This window comes from Brevibacterium sp. H602, assembly GCF_051172395.1.
In the GTDB taxonomy this organism is placed as follows: domain Bacteria; phylum Actinomycetota; class Actinomycetes; order Actinomycetales; family Brevibacteriaceae; genus Brevibacterium.
Map to the genome: position 1 here is coordinate 1 of NZ_JBPIZD010000008.1, position 14,544 is coordinate 14,544.

13 protein-coding genes are annotated in these 14,544 nt (G+C 64.5%); 4 read left to right on the forward strand and 9 right to left on the reverse strand.

Translation table 11 applies throughout. The features are described from left to right. Window positions 1-22 precede the first annotated feature (22 nt). Window positions 23-703 (reverse strand): GntR family transcriptional regulator, encoded by a 681-nt coding sequence (locus tag ACSBQT_RS07470; protein ID WP_410709492.1) that lies wholly within the window; start codon window positions 701-703, stop codon window positions 23-25. A 2-nt stretch (window positions 704-705) separates the two neighbouring features. Further along, window positions 706-2,511: a gamma-glutamyltransferase family protein gene (locus tag ACSBQT_RS07475; protein ID WP_410709491.1), complete on the reverse strand. Its 1,806-nt coding sequence runs from the start codon at window positions 2,509-2,511 to the stop codon at window positions 706-708. A 204-nt stretch (window positions 2,512-2,715) separates the two neighbouring features. On the opposite strand from ACSBQT_RS07475, the gene ACSBQT_RS07480 reads away from it, so the two are divergent. Continuing rightward, a complete protein-coding gene (locus ACSBQT_RS07480) occupies window positions 2,716-3,417 on the forward strand; it encodes a YoaK family protein (RefSeq protein WP_410709490.1) in 702 nt (233 codons plus the stop codon). A 79-nt stretch (window positions 3,418-3,496) separates the two neighbouring features. On the opposite strand, the gene ACSBQT_RS07485 is transcribed toward ACSBQT_RS07480, so the two are convergent. Continuing rightward, the gene (locus tag ACSBQT_RS07485; RefSeq protein WP_410709489.1) at window positions 3,497-4,792 is read right to left on the reverse strand and encodes an MFS transporter; all 1,296 of its coding nucleotides are present in this window, start codon (window positions 4,790-4,792) and stop codon (window positions 3,497-3,499) included. A 79-nt stretch (window positions 4,793-4,871) separates the two neighbouring features. Then, on the reverse strand, window positions 4,872-6,335 hold the full coding sequence (locus tag ACSBQT_RS07490; RefSeq protein WP_410709488.1) for a M20/M25/M40 family metallo-hydrolase: 1,464 nt from the start codon (window positions 6,333-6,335) through the stop codon (window positions 4,872-4,874). 138 nt (window positions 6,336-6,473) lie between these two features. Between ACSBQT_RS07490 and ACSBQT_RS07495 the strand changes: the two genes are divergently transcribed. Next, window positions 6,474-7,373: a LysR family transcriptional regulator gene (locus tag ACSBQT_RS07495; protein ID WP_410709487.1), complete on the forward strand. Its 900-nt coding sequence runs from the start codon at window positions 6,474-6,476 to the stop codon at window positions 7,371-7,373. 49 nt (window positions 7,374-7,422) lie between these two features. Here ACSBQT_RS07495 and soxR read toward each other — a convergent pair whose 3' ends face one another. Next, window positions 7,423-7,890, reverse strand: a complete 468-nt coding sequence (soxR, locus tag ACSBQT_RS07500) for a redox-sensitive transcriptional activator SoxR (RefSeq protein ID WP_139906564.1) — start codon at window positions 7,888-7,890, stop codon at window positions 7,423-7,425. Window positions 7,891-7,961: 71 nt separating this feature from the next. On the opposite strand from soxR, the gene ACSBQT_RS07505 reads away from it, so the two are divergent. Continuing rightward, window positions 7,962-9,431, forward strand: a complete 1,470-nt coding sequence (locus tag ACSBQT_RS07505; protein WP_410709486.1) for an MFS transporter — start codon at window positions 7,962-7,964, stop codon at window positions 9,429-9,431. Between the two features lie 63 nt (window positions 9,432-9,494). Further along, window positions 9,495-10,451, forward strand: a complete 957-nt coding sequence (locus tag ACSBQT_RS07510; protein ID WP_410709485.1) for a PCC domain-containing protein — start codon at window positions 9,495-9,497, stop codon at window positions 10,449-10,451. 104 nt (window positions 10,452-10,555) lie between these two features. Here the strand turns inward: ACSBQT_RS07510 and ACSBQT_RS07515 are convergent, their stop codons facing one another. The 4 genes from ACSBQT_RS07515 to ACSBQT_RS07530 are packed head-to-tail and all read right to left on the reverse strand — an operon-like array spanning window position 10,556 to window position 14,495. Continuing rightward, entirely contained in the window at window positions 10,556-11,323 is a 768-nt protein-coding gene (locus ACSBQT_RS07515) for an SDR family NAD(P)-dependent oxidoreductase (protein WP_435001330.1), read from the reverse strand. Between the two features lie 34 nt (window positions 11,324-11,357). Further along, complete coding sequence (locus ACSBQT_RS07520; RefSeq protein ID WP_410709483.1) at window positions 11,358-12,902, reverse strand: TRAP transporter large permease; 1,545 nt, start codon at window positions 12,900-12,902, stop codon at window positions 11,358-11,360. Then, window positions 12,899-13,453, reverse strand: a complete 555-nt coding sequence (locus tag ACSBQT_RS07525) for a TRAP transporter small permease (protein WP_410709482.1) — start codon at window positions 13,451-13,453, stop codon at window positions 12,899-12,901. The genes ACSBQT_RS07520 and ACSBQT_RS07525 overlap by 4 nt, the downstream gene beginning before the upstream one ends. Window position 13,454: 1 nt before the next feature. Further along, window positions 13,455-14,495, reverse strand: coding sequence for a DctP family TRAP transporter solute-binding subunit (locus tag ACSBQT_RS07530; protein WP_410709481.1), 1,041 nt, complete (start codon window positions 14,493-14,495; stop codon window positions 13,455-13,457). Window positions 14,496-14,544 lie beyond the last annotated feature (49 nt).

A 14,544-nucleotide genomic window follows, 5' to 3' on the forward strand; every position in this document is an offset into this window, starting at 1 on the left:
CTCGGCCGCCGTCAGGTAGCAATTAGGGGCGTTCGGACATGGTGGCGAAGTAGGAATCGCGGCTACGGCGCACGTGTCGGGCCATTGTCCCGGCGGCTTGCTCGACCTGGCCAGCATCGATGGCAGCGATGATCTCGCGATGCTCCGGCCACGCCTGCGGGCCTCGACGCATGAGGTTGAGCGAGTACAGCCACTCGATCTTGCCGGAGATCTGACGCAGCAGGCTGATGAACGACAGGCTCCCGCTGAGCTCGGCGACCGCGAAATGGAATTGCATATTCAGGACCGCGAGGTCTTCAAAGCGCTCATCAGCGATGACGGCGTCGCCGGCCTCGAGGATCTCGTTGATCTCTGCGCGGATCTCCGACCACTTCGCATCATGCTCGCCGCCGGCACTGAGCTCGGCGGCCCGGCGGGCGGCGCGCTTCGCGGTGGCCGATTCGAGCACGATGCGGATCTCGAACAGATCCTCGGCATCCTCGGCCGGGGAGGGCGCGACAACCGAACCGCTGAACTTCCGGGACTCGACGAGCCCATCGGCCTCGAGGGTTCGCAGCGCTTCCCGAATCGGAATCCGCGACACTTCGTAGCGTTCGGTCAGGGCGACCTCACGCAGCTTGGTCCCGGGCTCGAGCTTGCCCTTGATGATGTCGGTGCGGATCTGCGCGGCGACATCCAGTGGCGCATCGTGCGAATCAGCCATGGTCATCTCCCCGCCGCATAACCCTGTGCCCCGCGCGGATTCGCTCCGGCGCTCAGCCGCCCAGTCGCCGGATCCCTGGTCACACACGACAGCCGCCCGAGCTCCCACTCCCCCGCCCTGGTCACGTTGTGACCGCGGGCAATGAGCCCGTTGATGACATCCTCGCCGAGGCGGTCCTCGACGACCGCCCCACCCGGAACCCAGGTGCGCGGCCAGAACGACCCTGCCAACGACGTCGTGTGCAGCGCCGGCGCATCGATGGCCTCCTGCGCACGGTAGCCGCCGACCAGCATGCGCAGGACCAGCAGCAGCTGCCACTGTTCCTGCTGGTCACCGCCCGGTGATCCGAGAGCGATGACCGGCTGCCCGTCTTTCGAGATCAGCGTCGGGGTCAATGTCGTACGCGGACGCCTGCCCGGGCGCAGCGCCGAGGGAGCCGCCTCGTCGAGCCACATCATCTGCAGCCGGGTGCCGAGGCAGAATCCGAGCCCGGGAACGGTCGGCGAGGATTGCAGCCACCCTCCGGACGGGGTCGCCGCGATCATATTTCCCCACCGGTCGACGACGTCGAGGTGGCAGGTGTCGCCGTTGTTGGTGCCGTTATTCTGCACGGTCGGCTCCCCGATACCGGCCTTGATGAGCTCCTCTTTGTCTGCTCCTTCGGGAATGAGCGGAGTAGTGAAAACCGGCGCCGCCCCATCCCGGCCAAGCCCGGGACGGAATTCCGCCGATGCCTGCTCGGTGATGAGCTCTCGTCGGGAGACCGCATAGGAGTCGCTGAGCAGCCAGTCGAGGTCGACGTCGGCATCGCCGTAGTAGGTGTCACGGTCGGCCATGGCCAGCTTCAGCGCTTCGAGGATCGTGTGCGCTCCGCTCTCGGTCGACGGGTCGAGGCGGTCATCGTCGAAGCCCTCGAGGATTTTCAGAGTCTGCAGCAGCACCGGACCTTGACCCCAGGCGCCGATCTTCGCGACCTGATATCCGCGGAAGTCGATGGTGACGGGATCTTCGAACCCAGCGTCGAAGACGGAAATGTCCTTCAGAGTCATGACTCCGGCGTGGTCGCCTCCGGTCGAGTGTCTGTGCGCGGTGGTGATGAAGTCGGTGATCGCCCGCGCGACGAATCCGGACTTCCACTCCTGCCGGGCCGCTCGAATCCGCTCCTCCCGTGTCGCAGCGCCGTCACCGGCGGCGATGAGTCTGCGCAGCACATCGGCGTAGGCGTGGTTGAACACCAGCTCGCCGGCTTCGGGTACTCGGCCTTCGGGCATCCACTGTGCGACCGAGGTCGGCCAGTGATCGGTGAAGAGTTCGCTGACCTTCGCGATCGTCCCGGCTGCTCGGGCGAGGATCGGATGCCCGTTGTCGGCATAGTCGATGGCGAAGTCGAGGACGTCTGCGAGCTCCCACGTCCCATGATGTTCGAGCAGATTGAGCCACGAATCGACAGCTCCGGGAACAGCGGCAGCGAGAGCCCCGGAGCCAGGAACCATATCAAGGCCCTCGCCGCGGAAATGCTCGATCGTCGCCGCAGCCGGGGCCGGCCCTTGGCCCATCATCACCTGTGGTCGGGAAGGCTCGGCGTCGGTGGCGAAGATCCCGGTCATGTCACCGCCGGGTCCGTTGAGGTGGGGTTCGACGACGTGGAGGACGAAGGCTCCGGCGACGGCAGCATCGAAGGCGTTCCCGCCGCGTTCGAGCACCGCCTGCGATGTCGCAGTGGCCAACCAGTGCGTCGATGCCGCCATCCCGAAGTGACCTTCGAGGGTGGGGCGCGTGGTGAACGCTGGGGGCGGGGTAAAGGTCATGGGCGAAGTCCTTCGGCAGTGGTCAGCTGATCGTGGTTCGGCGTGCAAGCCTTGGCCAGCTGTCGATACCGACGATACCCGGACAATTCTGGTTGCCCCTCGATTGCATGCCAACTGTCACCTGATTAAAGTTTTGTATACAAATTACACCTCATGGCGACATTCCGGCACTGCTGCCGGCTCCACTCGCCCGGAAAGGACACCATGACTCGTCGCCTCGACCTGGCCATGCTCCTGCTGCTGACCTTCTCGACCGGCATGGTCGATGCCATCGGCTACCTCGGCTTCGACAAGGTCTTCACCGGCAATATGACCGGCAACGTCGTCATCCTCGGCATGGGCCTCGCCGGCGCCGACGGCGTTCCGGTCCTCCGCCCCGCCCTTGCCCTCGTGTTCTTCATGGTCGGTGCGGCGCTGTCGGGTCGTATCCTCGGCGACATCGGCGAGAACTGGCACCATCGGACGACCGTGATCTTCTCCGGCGTCGCCGTCGGCTGTGCCACATTGTCCGTCTATGTCGCCATCGTCCCCGATCCCGAGATCGGCCTTGCCGGCACGGTCTTCACCTCGGCCCTGTCCGCGCTCATGGGCGCGCAGGCCGCAGCCGCACGGAAGATGAAGATCGCCGACGTCACCACCGTGGTCGTGACCTCGACGATCGTCGGTCTCGCCGCTGATTCGAGGTTGGCCGGCGGGGACAACATTCGGTGGATCCGCCGAGCCCTCGCCGTCGTCCTCATCCTCATCGGCGCGCTGGCCGGTGCCGCCACGCTCATGCTCAATCAGTGGATCGGCATCGCCCTCGTCGCCGTTATGATCACCGCCGCAGCCGTGATCGGCCACCTCGGGGAAAAGAAGAGACGAACCCGCGCCGAGGCGGCCGCCGCCGTTCCTTCGAACGCCTGAGTTCCGTATCCGCCCAGTCGGGGCCGTGGTTGCAGTCGGCCACGGCCCCGATCTCACGGCGGCACCCATACCCTGGGCGTCACCGCACCCCGAGCTTCTTCCACACCACGAGGATCGCCGCCACGCTCAGCGCTCCGGCGAGCAGCACCCAGTAAGCCGGGGCTTTTGCGTCACCGGTGACGCCGATGAGCCAGGCCGCCACCAGCGGGGTCAGTCCTCCGAAGATGGCAACGCCGACGTTGTAGCCTAGTGACAACCCGGTCCCTCGCACCTCAGTCGGGAAGATGTCGCCCATGACGCTGGCCAGCGGCCCGTAATAGGCGGCTTTCAGGATCGAGAAGATGACGACCACGACGATGAGCACCGTCAGCGCGTTGGCCGCGACTACCCAGGTGAAGAGGACCCAAGTGAGCACCATGACCGCGAGCGCCGCTGGAATCATGAAGGTCAACCGTCCGACCTTGTCGCAGAAGTAGCCGGCGACCGGTGTGCAGAGGAACAGCACGAGTCCGGACACAAGCGTTGCCCAGAATCCTGCGGAGCTGTTCATACCGAGGTTGTCGACAGCGTAAGTCGGCACATACGTGATGAAGTAGTTGAGGCAGGTCGAGACAGCGATCGCACCGATCGCCAACAGCACCGCGAGTTTGTGATGTCGCAGCACCCCTCCGATTGCTGCTGCTTCCTTGGGCTTCTCAGCTTGGGCAGCGGCAAACTCGGGAGATTCGGGGACATGCCGACGTATGTAGAGTCCGACCGGGCCGACGAGGAGTCCGACGATGAATGGCAGGCGGAAGCCCCAGGTCTCGAGTTGCTCCTGCGTCAGCGTCGTCGTTACGGCCACACCGATGACGGAGGCGAGAATTGTCGACATCGCCTGCGAGGTGAACTGCCAGCTTGCAGCGAACCCTCGGCGGTCGGGCAGGTGCTCAACCATGAGCGAGGTCGCCGAACCGAACTCGCCGCCAGCGGCAAACCCCTGAATGAGTCGCGCAAGCAGTATGAGCAGCGGCGCAGCCAGTCCGATGACATGAGCCGGTGGCATGAGCACGATCATCAGGGTGCCTGCGAACATCAGCCAGATCGTCAGCGTCAGTGCCGGTTTGCGTCCCTTCCGGTCAGCAAAGCTGCCGAGCACGATTGCTCCGACCGGGCGGATGAAGAAGGACAAAGCGAAAGTGCCCAAGGCCAGCATCACTGAGACCGCATGACTCTCGGAGGGGAAGAACGCCACGGAGATGTAGACGGAGAAGTACGCATAGACCGAGATGTCGTACCACTCGAGGGCGTTTCCGATCGAGGCCGCGGTGATGACCTTCCACGATTTCACCGGTTTGTCCTCAGCGGCATTCTGCGCAGACAGCTGTTCTGTCATGACTGGGCTCCTTTGCCAGCAGTGTGATTGTGGGATGGCTTGGTTATCGGCGACATGGGGTCTCCGACAGCTGGCGGGATCATTTCGAGGAGAACCAGTCGCCCGGACGCATGCGCATGTCCCAGAACATTCCCGTCATGATCTCTGCACCCTGCTCGAGGATCGACACCAGCGCATGCTCATTCGGTGCGTGCTGGTTACATCCTGGGTAGGAATGCGGCACCCAGACGGTCGGCAGCCCGAGCACTTCGGCGAAGACATCGTTCGGGATGGTTCCCCCGAGGTTCGGCTCGACGGCGACGTCGAGTCCGGTCGTTTCGCGGATCGAGTCCACCGCTGCCGTGACGACTCGTGCTTCCGGGTCCAGACGTGTGGCCGGCATGCAGTGTTCGAGCTCGACCGCGACCCCATGGATCCCTTGTTCTTCGAGGAAGGTCCGGACCCGGTTCTCGAAATCGCTGACATCCGTGCCCACGACGTATCGCAGCTGCATGCTCGCCGAGGCGGCGCCGGGAATCGCGTTGACGACCTGAGTCGGGTCGCCCGCATCGAGGGCGAGGACCTCGAGCACATTGAACGCGAAGACCCGTTCAGCAGGGCTCAGGCCGGGCTCACCCCAGTCCGGATCGGTCTCCGGTGCACCTTCCTCGGCGATGTCAGGCAGCTTCGCCACTGCATCGAGCACCGAGGCGGGAGGATCGTCAGGGCGCAGCGCAGGGATCCGAATGACGCCGTTGGCATCCACCAGAGCGTTGATCGCGGCGGCGATGACCGTGGCCGGGTTCCGCAGCCGACCGCCCCAGTTGCCCGAGTGGTGGTCGCCGTCGCGCTCGTGGGCGATGAGCCGGAAATTCAGTGCCCCACGGGAGCCGAGGAACAGCGTGGGGACCTCGGCGGCGATCCGTGGTCCGTCGGAGGCGAGGAAGAGCTCGGCCGAGAGGTCATCGGCATGTGCGGCCGCAAACGAGCGCAAGCCCTTGGACCCCGCCTCTTCAGCGGTCTCGATGAGGATCGTGATGTTGTAGCCGAGCCTGGCTTTGCCGGTTACGTGCTCTGCACGGAGGCCGTCGAGCACGGTCTTCAATGCCGCCGTGTTCACGCTGTGCTGGCCTTTGTTGTCGGCAGTGCCGCGGCCATACAGGCGGTCACCGTCACGAGTGAGCACCCAGGGGTCGAGGCCCGCGGCCCACTGCGAATCGTGGGCGAACTGCACATCGGCATGGCCGTAGAGCAGCACCGTGGGCAGCTTCGGGTCCTCGACGCGCTTGGTGATGAGAAGCGGGTGTTCGTCCGATTCCGGATTGTCGTGGATGGTCGAAACGAAATCGAGTTCGTCGAGTTCTGGAACCAGCTCTTCGCTGAGGTAGGCCAGCGCTGCCGGCCCGCCTCCGGGTGCTTGGCTTTCGGTGCGCCGGGCGACTCTGCGGGAGAGCCGATCGATGAAGTCTGCGCTGCGGACGAATTCGCCCGCACGTCGGGCAAGATCGGTTCGGGTTTCGGGGGAATCTTCTGCACCCTTGCGGACAGTGTTCTCTGCGTTCATGACTGTCAGCATCGCCCAGCAGACGGCTCGACAACACCCGGATCCGTCCACACCCAGGTGCGTTTCCCGCACCGAGGTGGTGCGTTTGCTGCACCACCGACGTACTCTGGAGTCGCACCCGGCCGAAGGACGACCACGATGACCGATCTCCGCAGTCTCAAGACCCTGCTTGCCGTCGTCGAATACGGGTCGATCCATCTTGCCGCGAGGTCGATCTTCATCTCGCACTCGACAGCGAGCCGTCAGATCAGGAGCCTGGAAGAGCATTACGGCACACAGCTCTTCGAACGGACGAGTGCCGGAGTCAATCCCACAGCACAGTGCCTTGCCGTCGCGGATTTTGCTCGCCGAACCATCGCCGAGTCGGAACTGCTCGCCGACTCGTTCGGGGAGTACTCGGGCGCGGTCGAAACAGTCTCGATCGTGACGAGCACCGGGTTGGGGCAGACCGTGGTTGCCGATGCCATCAACCGACTGATGAGGATGACTGACAGAGTTCAGGTCAGCATCATCGACCGCGGATCGGTCGAAGCTCTGCAGGTGCTGCGGAACCGTCGGGCCGACCTGTGCGTGAATTTCTCGGTCTCCAGCCACGAATTCGGAACCTTACCGGGGGTCCGCAAAGTCGCCGAAGTGGAAGCGACGAACTTTGCGATTCTCGACGGACACCATCCGCTGGCTGACCGGTCCAGTCTTTTCATCAGCGATATGACGGACTTTCCTGTCGGAACACTTCCCGCCGGGAACACTGCTCGGATGCGCATCGAGCAGGCAGTCCGGGCCCAGGGGCAGGTCTTCTCCCCGTCACTTGAGGCCACATGTCCGGTTCTCATGCTGCGCTCTCTCGTGGGAACGTCGATGATCGCGATGATGGCCGGTCGAACCATTCCGACGAACCTCAATGCAGTTGGCTGCAAAGCGATTCCGATCGTCGATCCGGATATCGAATCGCGCTACATTCAGGTCCTCGAAGCCGATCCGCGCCGCGATTCCCACGGTCTCGACCTCATGGTGGAGGCTCTGAAGACCAGCTTGTGAGATGTTCCGGGTTCTTCACACTCTTCTTCTCGTAGAACCGCTCATCCCCTCACTCGGAGGGGAATTCAGGAAGCAGGCGCGGGCCCGAACCGTTCGAGCCGAGCGCGTCATCCGGGTTGAGTACTCGACAGCTGCGCAGGGAGACGCAGCCACAGCCGATGCATTCGACGAGCTCGCTCTCCATCCGCTCGATCTCCTTGCGACGGGCCTCCAACTTGCCTCTCCAGCGCTCGCTGATTCGTCGCCAGTCAGTCTTTCCCGGCATCCGGTCCGCAGGGAGGTCCTCGAAAACCTCGGCCACCTCCGCCAGGGGAATGCCCATCCTCTTCGCCACCTGGATCACCGACACCCGGCGGAGCACATGACGGGCGTATCGGCGCTGGCCTCCGGCAGTACGGACCGAGGCGATCAGGCCCTGCCGTTCGTAGAAATGCAAAGCAGAGACGGCGACTCCCGTCCGTGCGGCCACATCGCCCACGGACAGGATGTCGGTCGGCGACGGCTTTTTGTCGCTCATGGACATTCTTTTTCCTCGCTCAGCAGAGACCTATTGACCTCAACTTAAGTTGAGGTTCTAGCGTAATCGATATGAGAGACGAACACGAGAGTGCGATTCCCGAACACCCCTCCGAAGGCGCAACCGCGGATGCCGCCGCAGCGCAGTCGACGGGCGGCTGGCGGGAACTCTTCAGCGCCGAGCATGCAAGCGCCTCCCTCGTCCTCGCCGGCGGCATCGCGGTGTTCGCGATGAACACCTTCGTCACGGCAGCCCTTCTGCCGTCGACGATCGCCGACATTGGCGGGCAGCAGTACTTCGCATGGGTGACCACGGCATTCCTCGTCGCCTCTGTGCTCGCCTCAATGCTCGTCGCCAGAGTGCTCGGTTCGATGGGCGCTGCGTGGTCGTACCTGCTCGCGTTCGGCCTCTTCGCTGTCGGCTCGCTCGGCGCCGCGCTCGCTCCTACCATGGAGCTGCTGGTGATCGCGCGGGTCGTTCAGGGACTCGGCGGAGGTCTGCTCGCCGGGCTCAGCTACTCGGTGATCCGCGATGCCCTGCCGAAGCGCCTTTGGACTCGCGCGACAGGACTGGTCTCGGCGATGTGGGGGCTCGGCACACTTATCGGCCCAGCCGTCGGCGGAGCATTCGCCCAGGTCGGGTACTGGCGCGGGGCCTTCGGTCTGCTGACGCTGATATCGGTTGTGCTCTGCCTTATGGCGCTGCGCAGCCTTCCCCGCGAGGCTTCCGGTCAACGGGACTTCGGCCGCCTTCCGATCCCCTCGCTGTCGCTGCTCGTCCTTGCCTCCGCTGCCTTCAGTATTGCCGCAGTGGTTCACACGGGCTGGCCCACGACGATCGCTCTTGCTGCAGGAGCGGCACTCATCATCACCTTCATCGCCGTCGAACGGACTTCCGCTTCTCCAGTCCTCCCACACATCACCTACCAGCGCGGCAATCCGCTCAAGTGGATCTACCTCGTCATCGGGGTCCTCAGCTCCGCGGCGATGGTGGAGATCTTTCTGCCGAAGTTCGGTCAAGATCTCGTCGGCATGCCGCCACTGTTGGCGGCTGTGTTCGGCGTTAGCATCTCGGTCGGCTGGAGCTTCGTCCAGCTGTTCAGCGCGAGTACCGATGATTCTCGCACCGGCCGGAGGCTCATGACCCTCGGCCCCATCCTTGTGACCGCGGGGCTGGTCATCTACGCCGCGACTCAATTCGTCGACGCGGAGTGGATCGCTTGGGTCTGGGCCGTAAGTCTGGTGCTCGCCGGCTCCGGAATCGGCCTCGCCTTTCCGCACCTCAACGTCGCGGCGATGAGCAGCAGCGATGACCCCGTCGAAGGATCCAAGGCGGCCGCCGGGCTCGGCACCGCCGAGCTCATCAGCAACACGATCGCCTCAGCACTTGTCGGAGTGTTCGTCGCCGTCGGCGGTCCGGGCGCGACCGGTGCGATGACGATGGGTGCCGGCATCGCCGTCCTCGGCGGCATCGGCATCATCGGTACCGTGATGATCATGCGCGGCACCGAGGCGGCCGCCGCCGTTCCGTCAGATGTCTGAGCTCATGTTCCACCACTTGGATCTTCGGCGACACCGGCCGTGACCCCCAACCATAATCGAGACATGAGCGATGGAGCCGAGACGACAGCACTGCAGCAGCCGACCTTCCCGCTGAAGGCTCCCGGAACCGCGGTCGTCCACGCGGGTCAGCGACAGAGCCCCCGCATCGTCTCCGTCCCGACCCGCTGCACCGAGCATGTCCTCGAACTGCCGGAGGGCGCGGACCTGTTCGCCTCACTCGAAGCATCCCTGACCGACTTCGCCGTTCCCGGCATCATGGCCGAGTTCGTCTCCGGACAGTTCGGCCATATCGACTATGTTCATCCGGCCTACGGCCCCGACGCCGAGCACCCGATGTCCTTCACTCAAGCCTTCACTGTCGACGACCCCAGCCGCCTGCGCCACGCCTCGGCCACGATCGGTTGGCGCGATGACTCCCCCTTCTGCCACGTCCATGCATCGTGGACCAATGCCGACGGCGAAACCAAGGGCGGCCACCTGCTCCCGGGCACCCTGGCAGGACCGTTCGGACTGACCATCCGGCTCTTCGCCCTGCCCGATGCCCACCTGATCAGCGACGTCGATCCCGAGACAGGGTTCTCCGCCTTCGCACCGCACCTGGTCACACCGGCACACGCCGCCGCGTCATCATCAACCGCGCCCGATCTCGCCGCGGCGGCCCGCCCCGCTGAAGCCGTCGTCACCCGCGTACGTCCCGGTGAGATCCTCGACGAGGCGGTCCTCGCCGTCTGCCGCACCGCTGGCTTCGACTCCGCCGAGGTGGTCGCGAGTCTCGGCAGTACGACCGGAGCCGTGTTCACCGATGGCACCGCCCCGTGGCCGGCCGTCGAGTTCACCCATCTGAGCGGCGCCGTGACCGGAGCGCGAAACTCAACTCCACGGATCACCCTCTCCGGCGAAGTCGTCGACGTCGCCGGAGAGGTCAGCTCCGGCACCCTCAAGCCTCAAGCCAACCCCGTGGCCGTGACCTTCGAACTCTTCGTCCGCCGCACAGCCTGACCGGACACGTCGCCCAGCCAGACAGGTCCGCAGAGACAACGATCCCCGCACCATCTTGAGGATGATGCGGGGATCGTCCGTTCGAGCTCAGAACACTCAAACGCTCACGACATCACGGCCCCGCCGTCGATGCGGAGGATCTGTCCGGTCGTGAACGCGGCCCCATCGGTGGCAAGGTAGGCGACCGCCTCGGCGATCTCATCCGGCTGGCCCATCCGATCGAGAGCCTGCCCTGAGGTGTCATAAGTCTGACCGACGGTGAGCGCTGATTCGACCGGCCCCGGTGCCACCGAATTGCAGCGGATGCCCTGGCGTCCGTACTCCTTGGCCACCCATTTCGTCAGGGCGATGATCCCGCCCTTGCTCGCCGCATATGCCGGCCCCGACCTTGCCCCGGCTTCCCCGTCGGAGACCGCTCCGCCGTTGATGCCCGAGATCGATGAGATGTTGATGATCGACCCGCGTCCCGCATCACACATGTGCGGGTGGACGGCGGCCTTGATGAAGTTGAACGTCCCACCCAGGTTGGTCTCGATGTCGCGCTGCCACTGTTCGGCGGTGATCCCATCGATGCCGATGCGCGCGGCAGTGCCTGCATTGTTGACGAGGATATCGAGACCCCCGAAGGTCGACACGAACGACCCGACCGCGGCAGTCACTTCCTCGGCGTCGCGGACATCGAGTGAGAACGCGGCGAACCGCTGGTCCGGGTACTCCGAAGCCAACGACGCGGCGGCCTCCTCGGCGCCCTTAAGATCGACGATGCCGACCGAGGCACCCCGCCTGGCCAGTGCAGTGGCGATGGCCAGGCCGATGCCCTGCGCGGCACCGGTGACCAGGGCCGTCTTGTTCGTGAGCAGATACGGTTCCATGATTCTCCTTCGACAGAGTTGAGTGAGGCGTGAACTACCCGACCCCGAGCAGGTCCGGCAGCCAGTTCGAGATCGCCGGGATGTAGGTGATGAGCAGCAGAGCGATGATCGCGCAAATGAGGAACGGCATGATTCCGCGCACGACCTCCTCGAGCTTGACCTTTCCGATGCCCGCACCCACATAGAGGTTGAGCCCGACCGGCGGCGTGAACAGGCCGATCGCCAGGTTGACGGTCATGAACACACCGATAGTCGTCATGTCCACACCCACGCCGATGAGGATCGGCACGAGGATCGGGATGAACAGGTAGAACGCGCTGATCGCGTCGACGAAGGCGCCGACGATGAGCAGGATGATCGTGATCGCTGCGAGGATGAGGTACTTGTTGTCCGTCACGCCCAGCACGGCTGTCGAGATCCGGTCGGCCACGCCTTCGACGGTGATGACGTAGGAGAAGAGGCTGGCCACGCCGACGATGAACATGATGACCGCGGTCGAGACCCCGGATTCGAGGAATACCTTCGGCATGTCCTTCCAACCCAGCTCCCGGTAGACGAACACCCCGACGATGAGCGCGTACACGGATGCGACGGCTCCCGCCTCGGTGGGGGTGAAGATTCCGCCGTAGATCCCGCCGAGGATGATCACCGGAATGAGCAGGCCCGGGATCGCCTTGACCAGTGCGGCCATGATCTCGCCGAACCCGCCCTCGGGGTTGACCGTGACCGTCGGATCCGCCGATCCGACCGACCCGGACCCGACCGACCTCGAAGTCCCGGAAACCCCGGAACTCGCCGAGGCGGCCTTCCCGTTCGCCGTCAGCAGCTGGGTCTTGCTCCCTGCCGCGCTGTCACCCGAACCGCCGTTCCCGGCGGAGTCAGCACCGGCGGAACCGGACGCCGACGTTCCGGTCGACGTCGACCCCGTGACCGCCTCGGCGTCGGGCTTCGTTCTCACCGGCAGACCGGCGAGCTCACGCACCCTAGGGACGAACAGGGCGGCGATGAAGAACGCAACGGCCATGATGATGCCGGGCACGATGCCGGCGATGAACAGTCGGGAGATCGAGATCTTGCCGAACTCGGCGGCGACGACGGCGAAGATGATGAACGCGATCGACGGCGGCACGACGATGCCCATCGAACCGGAGGCCGCGACGAGGGAGACCGCGTGCTTCTTCTGGTACCCGTTGCGCACGAGCGCGGGGATGAGGATCGCACCGATCGCGGCCACGGTGGCAGGACCGGATCCGGAAATGGCGGAGAAGAAGAACGCGGAGATGATCGTCACTGCGGCCAGGCCGTGGCGCAGCCGTCCGAAGATGAGGAACGCGAGGTCGACGAGTCGCTGCGAGATGCCCGTGTACTGCATGACGATGCCGGCGAGGATGAAGAACGGGATCGCCAACAGCGTGCCCGAACTCATCGACGGGAACATCACCGAGGGCACGACGTCGAGGACCTGCACACCGTCGGTGGTCACCAGGGTGACGACGGCGGAGAGGCCGAGGGCGAAGGCGACGGGGATCCCGAGGCCGAGGAAGAGGAAGAAGCTGCCGAAGAGCAGAAGCGCGATCATTTCCGGCCCCCTTCGCGATCGGAGGAGAATTCGGACGAGTCGATGGTCGGAGCGGCTTCGCTGGCGAGCCGCTCGACGACTGCCTCGGCGGAGGTGTCCTCATGCAGAGCCGTCCGCAGGGCCTGAAGACTGCGGATGATTCCGAGCAGCCCGGCCAAGGGAATCGACAGGGTGAACAGCCACTGCGGGATGCCCAGCGACGGCGTCGCCCGGCCACGCAGTCCCTGCGCGATCGTCATCTCGCCGCCCCAGATGAGCAGGACGGCCAGGAAGACGACGATGAGGGTGGTGCCGGTGATGAGCAGGACGCGGCGGACGCTGCCTTTTGCGTTCTCCACGAGGTAGGTGAATCCGAGATGCGCGCCGAGGCGGATCCCGACGACGGCTCCCATCATCGTGAGCACGACGAGGAGGTTGATGGTGATCTCCTCGGAGAAGGCCAGCGAGGCCTTGAAGATGTAGCGGGAGAGGACGTTGACGAAGGTGACGACGACGATCACCATAAATGAGGCGATGACGACCCAGTCCTCGAAGAATCTGATGACTCTCATCTCACAGTCCTTTCGGGATGAACGCCTGGGACAAGTCCGGTCCCCAGACCTTGCGGTATTCGCTGTAGATCGGACCCAGCTTGGCGCGGAAGGCGTCCTTCTCCTCGTCGCTGAGTTCGTTGACCTCCATGCCGGAGTCGGCGAGTTCGGCGATGAGCTTCTCTTCGCCGTCCCTGTTCTTCTTGATCTGGAAGTCGTTGGCCTCGCCGGCCAGGCGGGTCACGAGCTTCTGGTCCTCAGGCGTCAGGGAGTCGAAGAGGTCCTTGTTGATGCCGAGGATGAGCGGATCGTACGAGTAGTTCCACAGCGTCAGGTACGGCTGGACCTCCTGCAGGTTCGCCGAGTAGATGACGTCGATCGGGTTCTCCTGACCATCGATGGCTCCCTGCTGCAGGGCCGTGAAGACCTCACCGAAGGGCATCGTCGTCGGGTTCGCGCCGAGTCCGCGGTAGAGGTCGGTGTACATGCCGAAGCCGGGGATCCGGAACTTCATGCCCTTCATGTCGTCGGGCGTGTGGATGGGCCGATGCGTGTTCGTCAGCTGCCGCATTCCGGATTCGCCGAAGCCGAGCAGATGCACTCCGCGTTCGGCGAGGTAGTCTCCGTAGACGTCCCCGCCTTTTCCGGCGAGCGCCTTCTGGCCGTCCTCGACGGAGTCGAAGATGAAGGGAGCGGTGACAGCGCCGAAGCGCGGGTCGACGCCGGCGTAGATGATCGGCGAGTTGTAGGAGAAGTCCTTCGCCCCGTCCATGAGCTGTTCGACTCCGGCCGTCGGTTCACCTGCAGAGAGTCGTTCGCTGGTGAAGATCTTCATGGTGATCCGGCCGTCGGTCTCCTTCTCGAGGTCCTTGGCGAGCTTCTCCGCCGCGAGGTACCACGTCGAGGTCGACCCGGTCGTCACCGTCATCTTCCACCGGTAGCGCTGCTTTCCGTCGTCGGTGGTGCCGAAGTTCGTTCCGCACCCTGCCAGCAGCAGGGCGCACACCATCAGTACGGCGGACCAGACGAGCATGGTCCTCGTCGTCCGTGTTCTCGGCACCATTGCCTCCTTGATTTCTGTTATTTCACTGTCGTTGGGTTCGGTGGGGTCA

Coding starts and splice junctions, on each gene's coding strand:
- ACSBQT_RS07510 (WP_410709485.1), top strand. CDS start 9,495: ATGAGCGATGGAGCCGAGACGACAGCACTGCAGCAGCCGACCTTCCCG.
- ACSBQT_RS07495 (WP_410709487.1), top strand. CDS start 6,474: ATGACCGATCTCCGCAGTCTCAAGACCCTGCTTGCCGTCGTCGAATAC.
- ACSBQT_RS07490 (WP_410709488.1), bottom strand. CDS start 6,335: ATGAACGCAGAGAACACTGTCCGCAAGGGTGCAGAAGATTCCCCCGAA.
- ACSBQT_RS07480 (WP_410709490.1), top strand. CDS start 2,716: ATGACTCGTCGCCTCGACCTGGCCATGCTCCTGCTGCTGACCTTCTCG.
- ACSBQT_RS07505 (WP_410709486.1), top strand. CDS start 7,962: ATGAGAGACGAACACGAGAGTGCGATTCCCGAACACCCCTCCGAAGGC.
- ACSBQT_RS07475 (WP_410709491.1), bottom strand. CDS start 2,511: ATGACCTTTACCCCGCCCCCAGCGTTCACCACGCGCCCCACCCTCGAA.
- ACSBQT_RS07485 (WP_410709489.1), bottom strand. CDS start 4,792: ATGACAGAACAGCTGTCTGCGCAGAATGCCGCTGAGGACAAACCGGTG.
- ACSBQT_RS07515 (WP_435001330.1), bottom strand. CDS start 11,323: ATGGAACCGTATCTGCTCACGAACAAGACGGCCCTGGTCACCGGTGCC.
- soxR (WP_139906564.1), bottom strand. CDS start 7,890: ATGAGCGACAAAAAGCCGTCGCCGACCGACATCCTGTCCGTGGGCGAT.
- ACSBQT_RS07530 (WP_410709481.1), bottom strand. CDS start 14,495: ATGGTGCCGAGAACACGGACGACGAGGACCATGCTCGTCTGGTCCGCC.
- ACSBQT_RS07520 (WP_410709483.1), bottom strand. CDS start 12,902: ATGATCGCGCTTCTGCTCTTCGGCAGCTTCTTCCTCTTCCTCGGCCTC.
- ACSBQT_RS07525 (WP_410709482.1), bottom strand. CDS start 13,453: ATGAGAGTCATCAGATTCTTCGAGGACTGGGTCGTCATCGCCTCATTT.
- ACSBQT_RS07470 (WP_410709492.1), bottom strand. CDS start 703: ATGGCTGATTCGCACGATGCGCCACTGGATGTCGCCGCGCAGATCCGC.